Source organism: Oliverpabstia intestinalis, from assembly GCF_009696065.1.
In the GTDB taxonomy this organism is placed as follows: Bacteria; Bacillota; Clostridia; order Lachnospirales; family Lachnospiraceae; genus Oliverpabstia; species Oliverpabstia intestinalis.
On record NZ_VUMS01000002.1, the window covers coordinates 23,951 to 46,346 of the forward strand.

The 22,396-nt window shown below is 45.0% G+C and carries 17 protein-coding genes and 1 pseudogene; all 18 read left to right on the forward strand.

The window, feature by feature from the left end:
* Nucleotides 1-2 precede the first annotated feature (2 nt).
* The 18 genes and pseudogenes from FYJ57_RS00980 to FYJ57_RS01065 all read left to right on the forward strand — a co-directional run bounded on the left by FYJ57_RS00980 (nucleotide 3) and on the right by FYJ57_RS01065 (nucleotide 22,328).
* Nucleotides 3-923: a sugar phosphate isomerase/epimerase family protein gene (locus FYJ57_RS00980; protein WP_154431199.1), complete on the forward strand. Its 921-nt coding sequence runs from the start codon at nucleotides 3-5 to the stop codon at nucleotides 921-923.
* A gap of 228 nt (nucleotides 924-1,151) precedes the next feature.
* Complete coding sequence (locus tag FYJ57_RS00985; RefSeq protein WP_154431200.1) at nucleotides 1,152-2,228, forward strand: Gfo/Idh/MocA family protein; 1,077 nt, start codon at nucleotides 1,152-1,154, stop codon at nucleotides 2,226-2,228.
* A 368-nt stretch (nucleotides 2,229-2,596) separates the two neighbouring features.
* Nucleotides 2,597-5,224 carry a DNA mismatch repair protein MutS gene (mutS, locus tag FYJ57_RS00990; protein WP_154431316.1) on the forward strand — a complete coding sequence of 876 codons (2,628 nt, stop codon included), beginning with the start codon at nucleotides 2,597-2,599 and terminating at the stop codon, nucleotides 5,222-5,224.
* Nucleotides 5,225-5,267: 43 nt separating this feature from the next.
* Nucleotides 5,268-7,277, forward strand: coding sequence for a DNA mismatch repair endonuclease MutL (mutL, locus tag FYJ57_RS00995; RefSeq protein WP_154431201.1), 2,010 nt, complete (start codon nucleotides 5,268-5,270; stop codon nucleotides 7,275-7,277).
* A gap of 9 nt (nucleotides 7,278-7,286) precedes the next feature.
* Complete coding sequence (miaA, locus tag FYJ57_RS01000) at nucleotides 7,287-8,234, forward strand: tRNA (adenosine(37)-N6)-dimethylallyltransferase MiaA (protein WP_277663933.1); 948 nt, start codon at nucleotides 7,287-7,289, stop codon at nucleotides 8,232-8,234.
* A 56-nt stretch (nucleotides 8,235-8,290) separates the two neighbouring features.
* Complete coding sequence (locus tag FYJ57_RS01005; RefSeq protein WP_154431202.1) at nucleotides 8,291-9,583, forward strand: methionine gamma-lyase family protein; 1,293 nt, start codon at nucleotides 8,291-8,293, stop codon at nucleotides 9,581-9,583.
* A complete protein-coding gene (locus FYJ57_RS01010; protein ID WP_154431203.1) occupies nucleotides 9,580-10,773 on the forward strand; it encodes a BaiN/RdsA family NAD(P)/FAD-dependent oxidoreductase in 1,194 nt (397 codons plus the stop codon). The genes FYJ57_RS01005 and FYJ57_RS01010 overlap by 4 nt, the downstream gene beginning before the upstream one ends.
* The gene (locus tag FYJ57_RS01015; RefSeq protein ID WP_154431204.1) at nucleotides 10,770-12,422 is read left to right on the forward strand and encodes an NAD(P)/FAD-dependent oxidoreductase; all 1,653 of its coding nucleotides are present in this window, start codon (nucleotides 10,770-10,772) and stop codon (nucleotides 12,420-12,422) included. The genes FYJ57_RS01010 and FYJ57_RS01015 overlap by 4 nt, the downstream gene beginning before the upstream one ends.
* Nucleotides 12,423-12,527: 105 nt before the next feature.
* Nucleotides 12,528-13,226 carry a RadC family protein gene (gene radC / locus FYJ57_RS01020; RefSeq protein ID WP_154431205.1) on the forward strand — a complete coding sequence of 233 codons (699 nt, stop codon included), beginning with the start codon at nucleotides 12,528-12,530 and terminating at the stop codon, nucleotides 13,224-13,226.
* Nucleotides 13,227-13,274: 48 nt separating this feature from the next.
* Nucleotides 13,275-14,324 (forward strand): rod shape-determining protein, encoded by a 1,050-nt coding sequence (locus FYJ57_RS01025; protein ID WP_235904317.1) that lies wholly within the window; start codon nucleotides 13,275-13,277, stop codon nucleotides 14,322-14,324.
* Nucleotides 14,325-14,333: 9 nt separating this feature from the next.
* Nucleotides 14,334-15,278, forward strand: coding sequence for a rod shape-determining protein MreC (gene mreC / locus FYJ57_RS01030; protein WP_106493037.1), 945 nt, complete (start codon nucleotides 14,334-14,336; stop codon nucleotides 15,276-15,278).
* On the forward strand, nucleotides 15,275-15,790 hold the full coding sequence (gene mreD, locus FYJ57_RS01035) for a rod shape-determining protein MreD (protein ID WP_022172526.1): 516 nt from the start codon (nucleotides 15,275-15,277) through the stop codon (nucleotides 15,788-15,790). The genes mreC and mreD overlap by 4 nt, the downstream gene beginning before the upstream one ends.
* Nucleotides 15,790-18,699: a penicillin-binding transpeptidase domain-containing protein gene (locus FYJ57_RS01040; RefSeq protein ID WP_235904336.1), complete on the forward strand. Its 2,910-nt coding sequence runs from the start codon at nucleotides 15,790-15,792 to the stop codon at nucleotides 18,697-18,699. The genes mreD and FYJ57_RS01040 overlap by 1 nt, the downstream gene beginning before the upstream one ends.
* Before the next feature lie 49 nt (nucleotides 18,700-18,748).
* Nucleotides 18,749-19,528, forward strand: coding sequence for a septum site-determining protein MinD (minD, locus tag FYJ57_RS01045; RefSeq protein WP_022172524.1), 780 nt, complete (start codon nucleotides 18,749-18,751; stop codon nucleotides 19,526-19,528).
* Between the two features lie 10 nt (nucleotides 19,529-19,538).
* Nucleotides 19,539-19,787, forward strand: a complete 249-nt coding sequence (gene minE, locus FYJ57_RS01050) for a cell division topological specificity factor MinE (RefSeq protein ID WP_022172523.1) — start codon at nucleotides 19,539-19,541, stop codon at nucleotides 19,785-19,787.
* Between the two features lies 1 nt (nucleotide 19,788).
* Nucleotides 19,789-20,943, forward strand: a complete 1,155-nt coding sequence (locus FYJ57_RS01055) for an FtsW/RodA/SpoVE family cell cycle protein (protein WP_022172522.1) — start codon at nucleotides 19,789-19,791, stop codon at nucleotides 20,941-20,943.
* Nucleotides 20,912-21,310: pseudogene (locus FYJ57_RS16155) on the forward strand (methylglyoxal synthase). Before FYJ57_RS01055 ends, FYJ57_RS16155 begins: the two are co-directional and overlap by 32 nt.
* The gene (locus tag FYJ57_RS01065; protein ID WP_328597416.1) at nucleotides 21,291-22,328 is read left to right on the forward strand and encodes a D-alanyl-D-alanine carboxypeptidase family protein; all 1,038 of its coding nucleotides are present in this window, start codon (nucleotides 21,291-21,293) and stop codon (nucleotides 22,326-22,328) included. The pseudogene FYJ57_RS16155 and the gene FYJ57_RS01065 overlap by 20 nt, the downstream one beginning before the upstream one ends.
* Nucleotides 22,329-22,396: the final 68 nt, after the last annotated feature.

Below are 22,396 nucleotides of genomic sequence, written 5' to 3' on the forward strand. Positions count from 1 at the left end.
CTATGAAACTTGGGTTTGTTACAGCGATCCTTGACAGCTGGACCTATGAAGAGATGATGGATTTTGCGTCTGAGCAGGGATTTGAATGTGTGGAAGTGGCATGCTGGCCACAGGAAAAAGCAGAAAGAAGATATGCCGGTGTAAGCCATATCGATGCGGAACGGGTCAACCAGGATGATACATATGCAGAGCATATCGTGGAATATGCAAAAAAATCAGGAGTGGAGATCTCGTCACTGGCCTATTATCCAAACGTGATGGCGGCAGATAAAGAGAAAAGCGCAGCCGCTGTGGAACACCTGAAACAGGTGATCCTTGCAAGTAAGAAATTAGGTGTGGGCATGGTCACCACATTTATCGGAAGGGACCAGACCAAAAATGTACAGGAGAACCTGGAACTGGTAAAAGAGATCTGGCCGCCGATCATAAAACTGGCTGAGGAATGTGACGTGAAGGTTGCCATCGAAAACTGCCCGATGCTTTTCGGCGAGGACCAGTGGCCGGGAGGACAGAACCTGATGACAACACCGCCGATCTGGAGAGAGGTATTCCGGATCCTGGACAGTGACCATCTGGGCATCAACTACGATCCATCCCACTTTATCTGGCAGATGATCGACTATATCCGCCCGCTTTATGAGTTCAAAGATAAGATCTTCCATGTCCACTACAAGGACATCAAGATCTACAAAGACAAGCTGGAATCCTGCGGTATCATGGCATATCCGCTGGAATACATGTCACCGAAGCTCCCGGGACTCGGAGATGTGGACTGGGGAAAATATGTATCAGCACTTACGGATATCGGATATGACGGTTATACCTGCATTGAGGTCGAGGACAAGGCCTTTGAAGATTCCAAGGAAAAGGTTGAGAATTCTTTGATCCTCAGCAAGAGATATCTGGAACAGTTCGTGATTTGATCGAATAAACTGCGAAGCGGATTGCGAATATCCGCTTGACTATAAAATTTATTGACTACAGGTAACTATTCAGTACCTTCACAGTTACAGGCAAAAATGTATATGAAATCACCTTCGGTGCTGGCATTTTTGCTTGTATGCCTCGGAATTTTGGCGTATTCATGCCAAAACATCTCGTGGGATAGTGACTACTGAATAGTTACTACGGAATAAAAAGGAGATAATACCATGAGAAAATTAAAAGCAGGAATCGTAGGATGCGGAGGAATCGCCAACGGAAAACACCTTCCGGCTATGAAGAAAAGTGGTCTCTATGAGATCGTAGCTTTCTGTGACATCATCAGAGAGCGTGCAGAGAAAGCAAAAAAAGAATATGGTACAGAAGATGCAAAAGTATTTGAAGACTATCAGGAGCTTATCAAAGAGGACCTGGATGTTGTATATGTAACCACACCGAACCGCTCCCATGCAGAGATCTCTATCGCAGCCATGGAAGCAGGAAAAGATGTTATGTGTGAAAAACCGATGGCAAAGAATTATGCAGAAGCACAGAAGATGGTAGAGACTTCAGAGAAAACAGGCAGAATCCTGAACATCGGATACCAGAACCGTTACCGTCCAGATTCCCTGTTTCTGAAGGAGATGTGCAAGGCTGACGAACTGGGAGAGATCTACTTTGCAAAAGCCCATGCACTCAGAAGAAGAGCAGTTCCTACCTGGGGTGTATTCTTAAATGAAGAAGAACAGGGCGGCGGTCCGCTGATCGATATCGGAACCCATGCGCTGGATCTGACTTTATGGATGATGGATAACTATGAAGTAGAGTCTGTAACAGGACAGACCTTCCGCAAACTGGCTGACCAGACCAATCAGGGAAATGACTTTGGAGACTGGGATCCGAAGGAATTCAGTGTAGAAGATTCCGCTTTCGGATTCATCCGTATGAAAAACGGTGCAGTGATCGAGCTGGAAGCAGCCTGGGCACTGAACACACTGGAAGTTGATGAGGCCAAGACAAGTCTGTGCGGAACAAAAGCCGGAGCAGATATGAAAGACGGCCTGCGGATCAACTACATCCACCACAATAAACAGGTAGTAGAGAAACCGGCATTATCCGGCGAAGGAGTAGCATTCTTCTCAGGAGAAGAGAAAGAAGCACCGGACTATGAGCAGGAACTGTTCTACCACATTGTTGCTGACGGAGCAGAACAGATCGTAAAACCTGCACAGGCTGCAGTTGTCACCCGTGTACTGGAAGCAATCTATGAGTCTGCAAAGAGCGGTAAGACAATTTATTTTGATTAAAAGAGTTTTTTGGAAGCTATATTCAATAAACAGAGGGTCAGTCGTGATGGACTGGCCCTTTTCAAATGCCTGTTTCCTGGATAAATCGTAAAAATTTCGAAAATGGTCGGTGAAGCAATCTTGAAAGTTAATTATCAAAATGCTAATATAGTACGGAGTGTCATGTATTATCCCTGTAAATAACAGTAAAATCATGGAAAATGATTTACAGGAAGATGAACGTGGAAGAGAATGATACAATGGATTAGAAAGAGGTATTTTATAATTTGAACTCAAAAATATCAACAAATGTATTTGAAGAGGCCGGAATAACGCCGGAAACCCTTATAAAACTGGGACTTCCGCAAGACAGTAGGTCATTATCACCGATGATGGTCCATTACTGTCAGACAAAATGTGCGTATAAAGATTCGATTCTTTTTTATCGTCTTGGGGACTTTTATGAAATGTTTTTTGAGGATGCGAAAACTGTCTCCCGTGAACTGGAACTTACACTTACCGGCAAAGACTGTGGTCTTTCTGAACGGGCTCCGATGTGCGGGATTCCGTATCACGCAGCAGAAACATATATCAATCGTCTGATCGATAAAGGGTATAAAGTAGCCATCTGCGAACAGGTAGAGGATCCGAAAACGGCAAAGGGAATCGTAAAAAGAGAAGTGACCCGTGTTGTGACACCGGGAACGAATCTTAATATGCAGGAACTGGATGAAGGAAAGAATAATTATCTGATGGCCATCGTATGTGTGGGGGATCATTTTGGGGTATCCACTGCAGATATCACAACCGGTGATTGCTATGTGACAGAGATTGATGAGGAGCGGAAACTCTGGGATGAGATCAATAAGTTCGTTCCGGCAGAGATCATCTGTAATGACGCTTTTCTGGTCTCCGGTGTGGATGTGGACGACCTGAGGAACCGTCTGCATATCTCTGTGTTTGCACTGGAATCCTGGTATTTTGGAGATGATCTGTGTAAGCAGACATTACTGGAGCATTTTAAGATTTCCTCTCTTGAGGGGCTGGGACTGGCTGATTATGACAGCGGTGTGATCGCAGCCGGTTCCCTGTTCCGGTATCTTCTGGATACCCAGAAAAATACCATGGAGCATATGAATAAAATTATCCCGTATACTACAGAACGCTATATGGTTATCGACAGTTCTTCAAGAAGAAATCTGGAACTGGTGGAGACCCTGCGGGAAAAACAGAAACGCGGCTCCCTTTTGTGGGTGCTGGATAAGACGAAAACTGCCATGGGTGCCCGTATGCTGCGAAGCTTTGTGGAACAGCCATTGATCGATGCAGATGCGATCAACGAACGACTGGATGCGGTAACGGAACTGAACATGCAGGCGATGCTTCGCGAGGAGATCCGGGAATACCTGAATCCGGTATACGACCTGGAACGTCTGGTCAGTCGGATCAGTTATCGTTCTGCGAACCCGAGAGATCTGCTGGCATTTAAAATGTCTCTGGAAATGATTCCTCATATTAAGAATCTGCTGGCGAACTTTACCAGTCCGCTGCTGGTACGCATTAACGAACAGATGGATGGCCTGGAAGATCTGTATACACTGTTAGAAGCCTCCATTACGGAAGATCCACCACTGGCAGTCAAAGAAGGCGGGATCATCCGGGAAGGCTATAATGAACAGGTAGATACCTATCGGAATTCCAAAACCCAGGGAAAATCCTGGCTGGCACAGCTGGAAGCAGAAGAGAAAGAAAAAACCGGTATCCGGAATCTGAAGATCAAATATAATAAAGTATTTGGCTATTATCTTGAAGTGACGAACAGTTTTAAAAATCTGGTGCCGGAATACTATACAAGAAAACAGACGTTGACCAATGCCGAGCGCTATATCACACCGAAGCTAAAAGAACTGGAAGATATGATCCTCGGTGCGGAAGATAAATTATTTGCCCTGGAATACGATCTGTTCTGTCAGGTGAGAGAAGAACTGGCTGCACAGATTCCGCGAATCCAGGAGACAGCGAAAGCCATCGCGCAGCTGGATGTCTATGCATCGTTATCTGTGGTCGCCCAGCGCAATAACTATGTACGCCCAACGGTCAATACAAAAGGTGTGATCGACATCAAAAATGGCCGCCACCCGGTTGTTGAAAAGATGATCAACAACGATATGTTTATTGCAAATGATACCTATCTGGACAACGGCAGCAAGCGTGTCTCCGTGATCACCGGACCGAACATGGCAGGAAAATCCACTTATATGCGGCAGACTGCCCTGATCGTTTTGATGGCGCAGATTGGTTCTTTTGTTCCGGCAGAAAAAGCAAAGATTGGTGTGGTAGACCGGATTTTCACCCGTGTCGGAGCTTCGGACGACCTGGCCAGCGGACAGAGTACGTTCATGGTGGAGATGACAGAGGTGGCCAATATTCTTCGCAATGCGACTGCGAAAAGTCTGTTGATCCTGGATGAGATTGGCCGTGGAACCAGTACCTTTGACGGACTATCCATTGCCTGGGCAGTTATCGAACACATCAGTAATACAAAACTTCTGGGGGCAAAGACTCTGTTTGCTACCCACTATCACGAACTGACAGAGCTGGAAGGAAAGATTCCGGGCGTTAATAATTACTGTATCGCGGTGAAAGAACGGGGCGATGATATCGTATTTTTACGAAAAATCGTAAAAGGCGGTGCCGATAAAAGTTATGGTATCCAGGTGGCAAAGATTGCAGGTGTTCCGGATAGTGTTCTGGATCGTGCAAAAGAACTGGTGGATGAACTGGTACATACGGATATTACCAGTACATTTAAAGATCTGGCAGAGAATTCCAGAAAGACAAAACCGAAAGCCGTACATTATGATGAAGTGGATCTGGAACAGATTTCCCTGTTTGATACGGTACAGGATCAGGATATCATAGAGGAACTGAAAAATCTGGATATTACGATGCTGACACCGATGGATGCGATGAATACGTTATATCGGTTACAGAATAAATTAAAAAATCGATGGTAAACGAAATATAGCAGATGTTATAGCTTAGGAAGGAAATAGATCGATGAAACGACAGATTTCAGTCTTGGATCAGAGTACAATTGATAAGATTGCAGCAGGAGAGGTGGTGGAGCGCCCTTCTTCGGTTGTAAAAGAACTGGTGGAAAATGCCATTGATGCGGGAGCCAGTGCGATTACTGTGGAGATCAAGGAAGGCGGTACCACATTTATCCGTATCACCGATAATGGTACAGGTATTGAAAAAGAACAGGTTCCGCTGGCATTCCTTCGTCATGCGACCAGCAAGATCCGTAAAGTGGAAGATCTTTCGTTGATTTCTTCTCTTGGATTTCGTGGCGAGGCGCTGTCGAGTATTGCTGCTGTTTCCCGTGTGGAACTGATCACAAAACCCCATGAACAGCTGATCGGAGTCCGCTATCAGATTGAGGGCGGTATGGAAAAGGGAATGGAGGAGATCGGTGCGCCGGACGGAACGACTTTCCTGATACGGGATCTGTTTTATAATACGCCTGCAAGGGCAAAATTCTTAAAGACACCGACTACAGAAGCCGGTTATATCAGCAGTTTTATCGAACAGCTGGCACTGTCGCATCCGCATATTTCTTTCAAATATATGCAAAACGGTCAGACGAAACTGCATACTTCCGGAAATAATAATCTGAAAGAAGCGATTTATCAGATCTACGGGAGAGATATTACCAGGGAACTGATTGAGATCCATACAAAAGACCGGGAAGAGACGATCCGAATCGATGGATTTATCGGGAAACCGGTAATTTCCAGGGGAAACCGTAATTTTGAAAATTATTATGTCAATGGACGATATGTAAAGAGTAAGATCGTGACAAAAGCAGTGGAAGATGCTTATCATACGTTTATGATGCAGCATAAATATCCTTTTACCTGTCTTCATATTCAGATCAAAGGCTCTGATGTGGATGTCAATGTGCATCCGACCAAGATGGAAGTACGTTTTTCTGATCAGGAACTGATCTACCGACAGATTTATCAGACAATTATACAGGGTCTGCAGCACAAAGAACTGATTCCACAGGTGACGATTGGAAAAGACCGTTTGGCGGTACGTCCTGCGAACCGGGATAAAGCACCGGAACCTTTTGAGGTACAGCGCCGGCAGATCGAACAGCCGAGAGGATATCAGATGCAGCAGAAAGTGCAGCCGGAAGAGTTGAAAAACCGTGCGAAAGCGGCTAACTCGATAGCTGACAGGACAGTAGCAGTGGCAGCTTCCGGTGAAGAAACTCACAAAGGATCGGTTGTAAGGGAGCAGGGAACGGGATGTTACGGAGAAAAGCGTGAGACTGGATACAGGAATGAGAATCCGGCGAAGCAGAATCCGAATTTGCAGGCAGGACAAGTCGTTTCAGACAGAAGAGACAATATAGCTGCTCCGGGTGTTCAGAAGGCTGAACAGATGGATCTTTTTGACGGAAAACTGCTAAGTCCGGAAGCAAAAAAACATCACAAGATCATCGGACAGGTTTTTGATACGTACTGGCTGGTACAGATGGAAGATAAACTGTATATCATTGACCAGCATGCGGCTCACGAAAAAGTGTTGTATGAACGAATCGTAAAAGAGATGAAAGAACGGAATGTAAGTTCACAGATCGTCAGCCCGCCGATCATCATTTCTCTGAATCTGGAAGAACAGGAGAAAATGAAAAAGTATCAGAATATTTTTAAAACCCTTGGGTTTGAGATTGAATCCTTTGGAGGAAGGGAATACAGTATCCGGGCAGTGCCGCAGAATCTGTTCGGAATGACAGAACAGGGATTTTTTATTGAAGTACTGGATCATCTGGAGGAGGATCCATCCTTAAAAACGCTGGATGTCCTTTCGGATCGGATGGCGACCATGGCGTGTAAGGCAGCGGTGAAGGGAAATCAGAAGTTATCGCTTCGGGAGACAGAAGCACTGATCGATGAACTGTTGCAGTTGGAGAATCCGTATAACTGTCCCCATGGCCGACCGACCATTATTTCCATGACCAAATACGAACTGGAAAAGAAATTTAAGCGGATTGTGTAGGTGAACAGAGTGAAGAAACCTTTGATTATATTAACAGGTCCTACTGCAGTAGGAAAAACAAGCCTTTCCATTGCACTGGCAAAAGCGGTGAACGGAGAAATTATCTCCGCGGATTCCATGCAGGTCTATCGTCATATGGATATCGGTTCCGCAAAGATCCGACCGGAGGAGATGCAGGGAGTCCCCCATCATCTGGTGGACTGTCTGGAGCCGGATGAAGAATTTAATGTGGTACGGTTTCAACAGATGGCAAAAGAAGCCATGAAAGGAATCTATGACCGCGGGCGGATTCCTGTACTGGTGGGCGGTACCGGATTCTATATCCAGGCAGTAACCGGAGATATTGATTTCACTGTGCATGGAGAGGATACGACTTATCGGCAGATGCTGGAAGAAAAAGCAAAGACTGAGGGAGCGCAGGTGCTTCATGAGATGCTTGCTGCTGTGGATCCTGCATCTGCGGCGGCGATTCATGCAAACAATGTAAAACGGGTGATCCGTGCACTGGAATATTACCGGCAGACGGGAAAGCCGATTTCTCAGCATAATGAGGAGCAGCGCCAGAAAGAGTCCCCATATAATCTGGCGTATTTTGTGTTAAATGATGAAAGAACCCGTCTGTATGAACGAATCGATGCCAGAATTGACCAGATGCTTGCCGATGGATTGATCGATGAAGTGAAAAGACTGAAAAAAATGGGCTATCATAAAGGAATGGTGTCCATGCAGGGACTGGGATATAAAGAAATTCTTTCTTATCTGGATGGTACCTGGTCGCTGGAAGAAGCGATTTATGTATTAAAACGGGATACCAGACATTTTGCCAAGCGGCAGATCACCTGGTTTAAGAGAGAACGTCAGGTGGAATGGTTTGCCAAGCAGGATTTTGGGTATGATGCACAGGTGATTCTGGATGCCATGCTTGCTTCATTAAGAGAGAAAAAAATAATCAGGTGAGCGTGGAAAATTTCAAATAAATTATAAGATATGCATGAAAGGAAAAACAGAAAATTATGGATACGGCAATAACAAAAGAAATGTACAAAGAAATGGGAATTGATGGGAAAGTCTATTCTTTCGGACAGGAAATTGCTGAGAGTCTGAAACAACGATTTGAGGAGATCGATCGTGTGGCAGAGTATAATCAGTTGAAGGTGGTTCATGCCATGCAGCAGTGTCGTGCCAGTGAAGCCTGCCTGTATGCTTCCAGCGGTTACGGATATAACGATGTGGGAAGAGATACCCTCGAGGAGATTTACGCGGCTACATTTCATACAGAATCCGCTCTGGTACGTCCACAGATTGCCTGCGGAACCCATGCGCTTGCTGTTGCACTGGCAGGTAACCTGCGTCCGGGAGATGAACTTCTCTCTCCGGTAGGAAAGCCATATGATACTTTGGAAGAAGTGATCGGTATCCGGCCATCAAACGGTTCTCTGGCGGAATACGGGGTTTCCTATCGGCAGGTGGATCTGCTGGAAGATGGTTCTTTTGATTTTGAAAATATCAAAAAAGCAATCAATGAGAAAACAAAACTGGTAACTATCCAGCGTTCCAAGGGGTACCAGACCAGACCTACACTTTCTGTAGCAAGGATCGGACAGCTGATTGATTTTATAAAAGAGATCAAACAGGATGTGATCTGCATGGTGGATAACTGTTATGGTGAGTTTGTAGAAACGATAGAGCCTACAGATGTAGGAGCAGATCTGATAGTAGGTTCTCTGATCAAGAATCCAGGTGGCGGACTGGCTCCGATCGGTGGTTATATTGCAGGAAAGAAAGAATATGTAGACAACGCAGCATACCGCCTGACTTCTCCGGGACTCGGAAAAGAAGTAGGGGCAACACTGGGCGTAAATCAGTCTTTCTATCAGGGATTTTTCCTTGCACCAACAGTTACGGCAGCGGCTCTGAAAGGTGCGATTTTTGCAGCCAACGTGTATGAACGTCTTGGCTTTGCAGTAGTTCCGAACAGTACGGAGAGCCGCCACGATATCATTCAGGCAGTCACCTTCGGAGCACCGGAAAAAGTAATTGCTTTTTGTAAAGGCATCCAGGCAGCAGCGCCGATCGACAGCTATGTGGATCCTGAACCCTGGGCGATGCCGGGATATGACAGCGATGTGATCATGGCAGCAGGTGCATTCGTACAGGGTTCTTCTATTGAACTGAGTGCGGACGGACCGATCAAGCCTCCGTATGCGGTATATTTTCAGGGCGGACTGACCTGGCAGCATGCAAAACTTGGTATTATGATGAGCTTGCAGAAACTATATGAAAAAGGACTGGTAGAACTTCCATGAAAAGAGTTGTGATCATAGGCGGTGGGGCTTCCGGAATGATGGCAGCGATCCAGGCCGCCCGGGCGGGAGCCGCGGTTACGCTTTTAGAACACAATGAGAAACCCGGGAAAAAGATTCTTGCAACAGGAAACGGACGATGTAATCTGACAAATCTTGTACAGGAACCTTCCCGATATCGGAGCAGCCAGCCGGATTTCCCATGGAAAATCATTACACAGTATCCATTAGAAGATACACTGGCATTCTTTTCGGAACTTGGAATCTATATAAAAGACCGGGGTGGCTGGGTATATCCGTACAGCGATCAGGCAGCAGGTGTTGCACAGGTTCTTGAGATGGAAGCAAGACATCAGAAAGTGAAGATAAAAACTACGGAAGAGGTGACAGATATTCTCCGGGAAGATGACCGGTATCTGGTGAAGACAGCTACCTGGAAGTATCCCTGTGACAGCGTGATCGTAGCCTGCGGAAGTCCGGCGTCAAATGTAGAGGGGAGCAGTGCAACAGGTTATGCACTGGCCGAAAAACTGGGACACGCAATAGTGAAACCGTTACCGTCGTTGTGTGGAATCCGTGGAAAAGACAATTATTATCCGAAATGGGCAGGAAGCCGGATGGATGGCCGCATCATTTTGGAAGTGAACGGAAAAATCATCGGACAGGAACAGGGAGAGATTTTATTTACGGAATATGGAATATCCGGAATCAGTGTTTTCCAGCTGAGCCGTTATGCAGTGCGTGAGGCTGCGGAAGGAAAAACAGCTGTTTATCATCTGGATCTGATGCCAAAGCTGACAAAAGAAGAACTCGTACAATATCTGGCAGACAGACAACGGCAGAATGGCACTTATAAGAATCCACAGGAATTACTGATCGGACTGCTTCCGAAGAAGATAATAGATGTTCTGGTAAAGAAAACTTATGAACCGGAAAAGATCGCAGAGAAATTAAAAGACTGGCAGATATCGGTAAAAGGAGCATACGCACTGCGACAGGCACAGATCTGTTCCGGAGGTGTGGATCCGGAAGAACTGACGGACCACTTAGAATCCCGTTTCTATCCGGGAGTTTATTTTGCCGGAGAAGTGATCGATGTGGATGGTCCATGTGGTGGATATAATCTACAGTGGGCATGGTCGAGCGGAGCAGTGGCCGGAAAAGCTGCGGCCAGGGAAGGGAAAATATTATGATTCGTATTTCACAGTTAAAATTGCCGGTGGATCATACTCCGGATGCACTGGAAAAGAAAATCTGTCAGCAGTTAAAGATAAAAAAAGAAGAGATTTCTTCCTGGAAGATTGTACGCCGATCCCTGGATGCACGGAAAAAGCCGGATTTGAAATTTGTTTATGTGGTTGATGTGGATACCCCCAAGGAACGGAAAATCCTTCATCGCATGCAAAAGGTTAACGATAAAAATATTATGTTAACAAAAAAAACGGAATATCAATTTCCTGCAGGAGGAACTGAGAAACTAAAACAGCCGCCGGTTGTCATCGGAAGTGGTCCGGCAGGATTGTTTTGCGCATGGGCACTCGCAAAAGCAGGACTTCGACCGGTTGTTTATGAGCGTGGAGAGAAAGCATCAGAACGAAAGAAAACGGTTGATCAGTACTGGAAAGACGGTATTCTGGACCCGAACAGCAATGTGCAGTTCGGTGAAGGGGGCGCCGGTACATTTTCGGATGGCAAATTGAATACTCTGGTAAAGGATCCGGTGGGAAGACATAGAAAAGTATTGGAGATTTTTGTTCAGGGAGGCGCACCGGACCACATTTTATATGAACAGAAACCCCATCTTGGTACGGATCAGCTGATTGGTATCGTCACATCGTTGCGGGAACAGATTGAACAGATGGGTGGGAGATTCTGTTTTACAAAACAGGTAACAGATCTGGATATCTGCGATGGAAAGATCTGTCGGATCCAGCTGAACCGGAATGAGTGGATAGAAACACAGGTCTGTATTGCGGCTGTTGGACACAGTGCCAGAGATACCTTTTCTATGTTAAAAAGACATGGGATCTATATGGAAGCAAAATCGTTTGCGGTAGGTGTGCGTATCGAACATCCGCAGAAGATGATCAATCTGAGCCAATATGGACAACCGAAGGTAAAAGAACTTGGTGCTGCCAGCTATAAACTGACACATCAGCTGGAAAACGGAAGAGGAATCTATTCGTTCTGCATGTGCCCGGGTGGTTATGTAGTGGATGCTTCTTCTGAAAAAGGTTATCTTGCGGTCAACGGTATGAGTTATCAGGCACGGGACAGCCGGAATGCAAACAGTGCTATGATCGTAACGGTTTCACCGCAGGATTATGTGACGTATGGAATGGAGTATCTGCAGCGGATGGGGGAGGATGCTCTTGCGGCTGAACTGGATCAGAATCCACTGGCAGGAATATTCTTTCAGCGGTATCTGGAGCAGAAAGCTTATCAGCTTCATGAAGGCAGGATTCCCGTACAGACCTATGGTGATTTTCATGAAAGAAAAGAGACAAAAGCTTTTGGTGAAGTTGAACCATGCATCCGTGGAAGATATGCTATGAGTAATCTGCGGGAGATCTTCCCGGATTTTCTGGCAGAATCGCTGGATCTTGGAATCGCTGCCTGTGGAAGAAAGATTCATGGATTTGACCGACCGGATGCAATCCTTTCCGGTGTGGAGAGCAGAACCTCTTCTCCGGTCCGGATCTCTCGAAACGAGCAGATGGAAAGTAATGTCCGGGGGTTTTATCCCTGTGGAGAAGGTGCCGGCTATGCCGGTGGGATTACTTCAGCTGCAATGGACGGTCTGCGGGTGGCCGAGGCTGTCTGTAAAAAATATTGCTTATAAATCAGGAATCTTGAATTCACAGAAAATTTATGATAAGATAAATCAAAGTCTGGCAAACAGACTTTCGCTCTCAGCCTGAAGAGATCCTGGCAAGGAGAGCTATTTATGAAATATTCACAACGTATTCAGGAACTTCCGCCGGACGAACGCCCATATGAAAAATGTCTTCATTCCGGACCGGAGAAGCTGACAGACAGCGAACTTCTGGCTGTTGTTCTACGATCCGGTACCCATGGAAGCTCCTCTGTACAACTGGCCGATGAGGTTTTGCATCTTGGACAAAATGAACAGGGTCTGCTTGGAATCTATCATCTTTCCATGGAAGATCTGATGCAGATTCGGGGAATCGGCCAGGTAAAAGCCGTACAGATCAAATGTATTGGAGAACTATCCAAGCGGATTGCAACCAGAGAAGCCGGAAAACTTCTGGATTTTCACAGTCCGGACACAATTGCAGCGTATTATATGGAACGGATGCGGCACGAGGAGCAGGAGCAGATGATTTGTACGATGTTAAATACAAAAAATCAGTTTTTAGGTGACGAAGTGATCTCGAGAGGAACAGTTAATTCTTCTCTGGTATCGCCAAGAGATCTCATCCTTGCGGCCTTTCGTCACCGGGCTGTCTATATGATCCTGGTGCATAATCATCCCAGCGGTAATCCGGAACCAAGCAAAGACGATCTTCTTTTTACAAAAAGAGTATGGGAAGCCGGAGCACTGGTAGATATTCCACTTCTGGATCATATTGTGATAGGGGATCAGCAGTATTTCAGCTTTCGACAGGAGGGGTTGCTTTCCTGACAGAGATATTGCCGGAATATAGCGGTTCGGTGAAAGCGGTGAACCGTTATGTTGGGATATGCAAAACAGAAGGGATATGCATTTATGTTTAAAAACCATGTATATGGAATTGACCTGGGCAGTAATATGATCAAGATTTACTCTCAGAACAGTAATGAAATCTTAAAAGAGAAAAATATGATTGCCATTCGCAACAAAGATACTGTACTTGCCGTTGGAGATGAAGCATATGAAATATACGAAAAGAATCCGACAAATGTAAAGGTATCTTCTCCGATGCTCAATGGTATGATCGCAAACATCAGTCACCTGGAGATCATGCTTCAACTGCTGCTGGACAAGACCGGACGCAGCGTTGGGCGGCACCCGGTGATTTATTTTGCTGTTCCGGTAGATATGACAGAGATAGAAAAGCGTGCATATTACAGTATCGCCCATACCGGACAGCTCAGACAAAGTAAGGTACTTCTAGTGGAACGTCCGATTGCAGATGCACTGGCACTTGGCATTCCGATCATGCGTACCAAGGGATCCATGATCGTAAACATTGGAGCAGCTACAACAGAGATTTCTGTTATTGCAGATACCCGTGTGATCATCAGTAAGGTGATACCCGTAGGCGGTGACCGTCTGACACAGGATATCCTAACAACGATCCGCAGAAAGCTTAATTTTTCTATCAGTGAACGTACAGCCGGAAGATTGAAAGTATCTCTTGCAAATCTGGAACAAGATACGAAGGATGCGAGAAAAATCATCGGTATTGACTGTGTGAGCGGTTTGCCAAGAGAACGCGTGATTACTTCTCCGGCAGTAAATGAGGCGATCACTCCGGCGATTTGTGAGATCATCACAGAGATTCGGGCTTTTCTGGAGCGTATTCCACCGCAGATACATAAAGTGATCTTATCAGAAGGGATCTATCTTACCGGTGGCAGTACACATCTGCCATATATTGATAGGGTTCTGTCCAGGCAGATCGGCTGCCCGATCCTGCTGTCACATTATTATGAACTGTGTACGATCTATGGGCTGAAAGAAATTATCACCCACGATGCACTTCATCACTGGGCTTTCACTCCCAAAAAACAGAAATAAGGAGCTGTCATGAAAAAAAAGAACCAATATAAAATGAAAACAAAACATCTGATAACTATGATGACAATCCTGTGTCTCGGACTGATCGTCCTGTCTCTTTCAACCAGTTTTTCTTTTGCACCGGTGCGTAATGTCCTGGGTTATGTGATTGTTCCTTTTCAGAATGGGATTAATGAAGTGGGAAACTGGATGACGGATCAGAAAAACGGATTCCAGAGTATGAAAAAGCTGTCTGCGGAGAATGAAAAACTTCAGAAACAGGTGGATGAACTTCAGGCTAAAAACACCACACTGTCTCAGGACCAGGAAGAACTGGATCGTCTGAGAACATTGTATAACTTGGACACAGACTATTCGGAATTTGAGAAAGTCGCTGCGCAGGTGATCGGAAAAGATACCGGTAACTGGTACAGCACGTTCCTGATCAACCGGGGAAGTTCAGATGGTATTGCGGTAGATATGAATGTTATCGCGGATGGTGGTCTGGTAGGAATCGTTACGGAAACCGGGGCACATTGGGCTACGGTTCGTTCGATCATTGATGACAGCAGTAATGTCAGCGCAACTGTCACATCCATTTCTCAGAACTGTATGGTAACGGGAGATCTGCAGATGATGGACGACGGTAAGATCCGTTTTATTCAGCTGACAGATAAAGAGGATCAGGTACAGGAGGGAGATAAAATCGTAACCTCTTCTGTCAGTAACAAATTTTTAAAAGGAATTCTGATCGGTTATATCAGTGAGGTTTCTACAGACGCCAATAAACTGACCAAAAGCGGTACGATCATTCCGGCAGTGGATTTTAATGATATTCAGGAAGTCCTGGTTATCAAGGAACTGAAGCAGCAGAAGACAGAGGATGTGACTTCGGAGGAATCACAGACACCAGATGACAGCACAACTCCGACACCGGATCCGACGCAGGATGCACAGGAGGATGAGAAACAATGAGAAGAAAGCTGATTCTGGCGGTATTGATTCTGCTGGCATTTGTCTTACAGGGAACCGTGTTCCAGACACTGTCCATCGCTTCCATCGTTCCCAATCTGCTTTTGATCCTCACAGTATCGTTTGGATTTATGAGAGGAAAAAAGGAAGGAATGTTCGTAGGATTTTTCTGCGGTCTCCTGATTGATATTTTTTATGGAAGTATGATTGGCTTTTATGCCCTTATTTACATGTATATTGGATTTTGCAATGGCTTTCTGTATAAAATCTTTTTTGATGAAGATGTAAAAGTGCCAATGGTACTGGTTGCCGGCAGTGATATCGCATATGGAGTACTTGTATACGGATTGCAGTTTATGCTCCGTGGTCGGCTGGATTTTTTCAGCTATCTGCAGCATATTATTCTTCCGGAGATGGTATATACAGTACTGCTTACGGCAGTTTTATACCGACCGCTCTATCGATTAAACCGCTGGCTTACGGAAAATGAATGGGAGGGACCCAAGTTACCTTGATGAGACGACCAAAAAAAAGACATAAAAAATTTATTATTCCACGGACTACAGTGCTGATTTTTATTTTCGCAGCTCTGAGTATGGTATTGATTCACCGCTTGTTTTCTCTGCAGATCATCCATGGACAGGAATATGCGGACAATTTCAGTATTATGACGACAAAAACGAGAACACTGAAAAGCACCCGAGGAAATATCTACGATCGAAACGGTCAGGTGCTTGCTTCCAACGAACTGTCCTATTCGATCACACTGGAAGACAGTGGTGACTATGCAAATAATACAGAAAAAAACCGCAGCCTGAATGGAGAAATCTACAAGATTATCCAGATTATCGAAAGCAACGGAGATGCTATCAGCAGTGATTTCCGTATTAGTGTCGACAGTTCCGGAAACTACAGTTATGATGTGGAGGGTACAACACTGTCACGTTTTAAAGCGGATGTGTATGGACACAGTTATATTGACGATCTGACAACAGAGGAGGCAAATGCTTCCGCTCAGCAGATGGTAGAAGATATGCTGAAACGATATGAAATTCCATATGATCACAGTGACTATAAGGCTTCGGAACTGAAAAAAGCGCAGGAAGCCGGTCTTCCGGAGCAGCTGACAAAAGAAGAAACATTGAAGATTATATCGGTAAGATATGCACTTTCCACAACCAGTTTCCGAAAATATATTCCGGTAACGATCGCAACCGATGTTTCTGAAAATACGGTAGCTGCGATCCAGGAAAACAAGAGTCTGCTGGAAGGTGTGGATGTGCAGGAAGATTCCGTGCGTGTCTATACCGATAGTATTTATTTTGCACCGCTTCTTGGATATACCGGAAAGATTTCTTCGGACGAACTTGCAGATCTGCGGACAGAGAATCCGGATGCAGGTTACAGCACTACTTCTATTGTAGGAAAATCCGGTCTGGAGAAGGTTATGGAGTCGACGCTTCAGGGAAAAGACGGATCGGAAAAAGTATATGTAGATTATTACGGAAAAGTGTTACAGATCGGTGAAGATTCCAAAGAAGATCCGGTACAGGGCAATAATGTATATCTTACTATCGATAAAGATCTGCAGATTGCCTGCTACAAGGTGCTTGAACAGAAGATTGCCGGTGTGCTGGTAGCCAATATCCAGAACATCAAGACTTTCAAAGCAGATGAAAATACCGATGCATCCACGATCCCGATCCCAATCTATGATGTGTATTATGCGCTGTTAAATAATTCCGTAATCGATATCGATCATTTTACGGCAGCAGATGCCTCTGAGACTGAGCAGAAGATTGCGGCAGCATTGGAACGGAAGCAGGAAGAAATCTTCCGGAAAGTGGACGAACAGCTGACCGGAAGTGATACAAAACCATATAAAGACCTCAGCGAGGAGATGAAGGGATATGTCAGCTATATTGTCAATGATCTGCTGATGGACAAAACAGGTATTCTTTCTGAGACATCCATCGATAAGAATGATGAGATGTACAAGGCATGGACGAAAGATGAGACAATTTCTCTTCAGGAATATCTTACCTATGCGGCAAGCCAGAACTGGATCGATATTTCCAAGTTTTCAGATAAAAACACATATCTGGATTCCACAGAAGTATACCAGGAACTATCTGCATATATTTCAGATTATCTGTCTACGGATCAGGACTTCAGTAAGATGTTATACAAATATCTGCTTCTGGACGATGAAATTACAGGAAAGCAGCTGTGTACAGTACTGTATGAACAGGGAGTCCTTTCCACCGATGATGAGGACTATCAGAACTTCAAAGCCGGAAATCTTTCTGCGATGGATCTGATGCTTCATAAGATCAGTTCTCTGGAAATCACACCGGCGCAGCTGGCACTGGATCCTTGTTCCGGTTCTGTTGTTATCACAGATCCGTCCACCGGAGAGACACTGGCATGTGTATCTTATCCGGGATATGATAATAATCGTCTTGCTAACAATATGGATACAGATTATTACAGAAAACTGAATAAAGATTTGTCTACACCATTTTATAATAAGGCGACACAGGAACGTACGGCACCAGGTTCTACATTTAAACCGGTAACAGCGATTGCCGGTCTGTCAGAAGGAGTTATTACAGATAATGACTACATTTACTGTGGCGGCCGATTTGATAAACTGCAGGGAGCACCACTGAACTGCTGGTTGCTGAGCGGACATGGTGCACTTTCTATCAGGGATGGTATTGCCAATTCCTGTAACGTATTTTTCAGTGAAACCGCTTATCGTCTTGGACAGAATGCAGAAGGAACATTTAATGATAATACAGCGATGCAGCAGCTGATTAAGTATGCGAATCTGCTTGGGCTGGATAAAAAGTCCGGGCTGGAGATTTCTGAAGCATCGCCACAGGTTTCCAACGAACTGCCAATCCCGTCCGCTATCGGACAGGGTACTCACAGTTATACCACGTCTCAGCTTGCCAGGTATGCAACGGTTCTGGCGAGCAGTGGTAATGTATATAATCTTTCACTGTTAGATAAATCAACAGATTCCGATGGAAATCTGATTGAAGATTATACTCCGGAAATGATTGATCATGTGGAACTGAGTCAGGGGATCTGGGATGATGTCCATGTCGGTATGGAAGGCGTTATTACCAAATCCAACTGGGGTATTTTCCAGGATCTGAACGTTACACTTGCAGGTAAAACCGGTACAGCACAGCAGAGTAAAAACCGTGCAAACCACAGTTTATTTATCGGTTATGCACCGGCAGATAAACCACAGATTGCGTGGGCAATCCGTATTGCAAACGGTTATGCGTCAACAAACTCCGAACTGGTGGCAAAGGATATTCTGAACTATTACTTCGGACTGAAAGATGAAACAGAGATTCTTACCGGACAGGCAAGTACAGCCAGCAATTCCAACGCAGGTACAGACTGATCGAGATGCAAAAGACAGACAATATGAACAAATATCAGGAGGATTGGATATGAGTGAAGTAATTGTTGTTACATCCGGGAAAGGCGGGGTCGGTAAAACGACAACTGCTGCCAATATCGGTACCGGACTTGCGGCACTGGATAAAAAAGTAGTTCTGGTAGATACAGATATCGGCCTTCGAAATCTGGATGTGGTACTGGGACTCGAAAACCGAATTGTGTATAATCTGGTAGATGTCATCGAAGGAAACTGTCGATTAAAACAGGCGCTGATCAGGGATAAACGGTATGCCAATCTGTTTTTGCTTCCATCTGCACAGACCAGAGATAAAACCTCTGTTACACCGGAGCAGATGAAAAAATTATGTGAGGAACTGAAAAAACAGTTTGATTACATCCTGCTGGACTGTCCGGCAGGAATTGAGCAGGGATTTCGGAATGCCATCGCCGGAGCTACCAAAGCTCTGGTAGTGACAACACCGGAGGTTTCAGCGATTCGTGATGCGGATCGGATCATTGGTCTTCTGGAAGCGGAGGATCTGAGAGATATCCGTTTGATTATCAATCGCCTCCGCATGGATATGGTAAAACGGGGAGATATGATGTCCGTGGAGGATGTGTCGGATATTCTGGCAGTACCTCTGATCGGCATCCTCCCTGATGACGAACAGGTTGTAATTGCTACGAATCAGGGAGAACCTCTGGCAGGCAAGCCAGGTCTGTGCGGACAGGCTTATCTCAATATCTGTCATCGACTTCTTGGTGAAGAAGTCCCCTTCCAGGATCTCGATGTGAAAAAAGGAATTTTGGGACGATTGTTTGGCAGATAGGAGGGAAGCAATGAGTATCTTCGGCAAAAAACGGAAAGCCTCTGGCACCATTGCAAAAGACAGACTCAAACTGCTTCTTATATCGGATCGGGTGAGCTGCTCACCTCAGACGATGCAGATGTTAAAAAACGATATGATAAAAGCTGCGGGAAAATACATACCTGTTGATGCAGGAAAGGTGACAATCTGTTTTCATCAGTCACCACCCGTTCTCACAGCAGATATACCGTTAAAATCCAGAAAGGATACAGGATCTTAACATGTTTAAACTTTACAGATTGAAAAATTATAATTTCCGGCTGATCATCTGGCTTCTGATGATCAGCGGAATCGGAGTGCTGCTGGTGGGAAGTGCAAAAGCTTCTCTGCAGTCGAGACAGCTGATCGGTGTGATTCTTGGTCTCGTGGTGATGGTTGTAGTTTCTTTGATGGACTACAGCTGGCTGTTGAATTTTTACTGGATCATCTACGGGGTAAACATTATAATGCTCCTGATCGTTCGGTTCTTCGGGGATTCTGCAGGTGGTGCTACCCGATGGCTGGATCTTGGCTTTGTACGTTTTCAGCCGACCGAGCTTTCGAAGATCTTGCTGATCATGTTTTTTGCTCGCTTTCTGATGGATCACGAAGATACCCTGAATACCTGTAAGACTATTCTGGCTTCCGTAGTGCTCCTTGCAGTGCCGCTGGTTTTAATAAAGATTCAGCCGGATCTGAAAAACACGATCACTGTTACGATTATATTCTGTCTGATGATGTATGTGGCAGGACTGAGTTATAAGATCATAGGTGGTATTCTGGGAGTTGCCATTCCGCTGGTTATTGTGGCATTCATTCTGATCACACAGACAGATATCAAGATTATTGACTCCTATCAGAAAGACAGAATCATGTCCTGGATGTACCCGGAAGACGAGACCTACAAAGATGATGTTATCCAGCAGCAAAATTCAATTACAGCTATTGGTTCCGGTGAACTTACCGGAAAAGGATATAATAACAACAAAGTTTCCTCTGCAAATAAAGGAAATTTTGTTACTCAGATTCAGACAGACTTTATCTTTGCGGTTGCAGGTGAAGAACTTGGGTTCATCGGAAGCGTTTTTATCATATTACTCTTATTCCTCATTGTGGTTGAATGTATAATTACAAGCAGAAAGGCCAAGGACCTGTCCGGTAAGATTATATGTTGCGGCGTAGCAGGCGTCGTTGGCTTCCAGAGTTTTCTGAACATCTGTGTAGCCACCGGCGTTCTTCCAAACACAGGAACACCGCTTCCCTTTGTAAGTTATGGTTTGACATCTCTGGTCAGTCTGTATATTGGTATGGGTCTGGTATTAAACGTAGGTTTGCAAAACAGAAGATATTTGGGAGGAGAAAAAAATGAACATTGGCTTCATCGCACACGAATCTAAGAAAAAACTGCTTCAGAATTTTTGTATTGCATACAGAGGAATCCTCAGCAAGCATCAGCTTTATGCCACCGGGACATCCGGGCGTCTGATTGAGGAGGCTACGAATCTGGACGTCCATAAACTTCATGCGGGACATGTGGGCGGCGAACAGCAGATGGCATCTATGATTGAACAGAATCAGATGGATCTGGTGATTTTCCTTTGCGGACCATAACAGGAGAAAAAGCATGAACCGGATGCACATAAAATTTTCCGTTTATGTGATACACATATTATTCCGCTGGAAACAAATCTTGCCACAGCGGAACTTCTGATCAAATCCCTGGAAAGAGGAGAACTTGACTGGCGTGAAATGTATAAAAAATAGAAAACGATTATTGAAACCTATCAAAAAAAAGTATCGGGATACACTGATTCTTACAGGGATTCTGATTCTGTTTTTTGGTGTGGGAATTACCGCACTCGTACTTCTCCGCCGCTCTTCACAGCTGGATATGACTTCAGCTTATTCGGTAAAAGAAGAGATGTACGGTACACATGGTGCAGAAATCAGTACACAGAAAGCCGATTCCTTTGCCTCGTCATATGCAGTTTCCTCCGGAAATATGAGTCTGGAAGGTGTTGCGATCAGTGATACGACAAAAGCCGGTCTTTTCGATCTGGATCATGGATCTGTGATGTTTGCTCAGAATATTCATGAAAAATCATATCCGGCGAGTATCACAAAAATTATGACAGCGATTCTGGCATTTAAGCATGGGAATATGGACGACATAGTGACAATTCCGGCAGAGGCTCTGAACCAGGAATCCGGTTCCACAGAGATTGGCTTTCAGGAAGGAGATCAGGTAACACTGGATGAACTTCTTCATGGTCTGCTGATCTATTCCGGGAATGATGCTGCGGTTGCTATAGCACAGCATATCGGCGGAAGCGTGGATCAGTTTGTGGAAATGATGAATCAGGAAGCACTGGAGCTTGGTGCAACCAATACACATTTTGCCAATCCTTCAGGACTGCAGGATGAAAATCATTATACAACAGTATACGATATTTATCTGATGTTACAGGAAGCGATGACGTATCCACATTTTCTGGAGATTGCACAGCTTAGTTCTTATAATCTTACCTGTAACAGAAGTGAGCAGGAAGTAACTTTTCATCTGGATGCTACCGATCAGTATCTGACCCGTCAGGTGACGGCACCGAAGAATGTGACGGTGCTTGGCGGTAAGACCGGTACAACATCAGATGCAGGCTCCTGTCTGGCACTGTTGAGCCAGAATGCCTATGGGGAACCGTATATTTCTATTGTTCTTCACGCGGCAAATAAGACGAATCTGTACACGTATATGAATCAGTTGCTTTCTGCGATCAATCAGTAGAATCAGCTGATTTTCAAAAATATCAGAAACAGGAAAGAAATGCACCAGGCGTTGTGCGTTTATTTCCT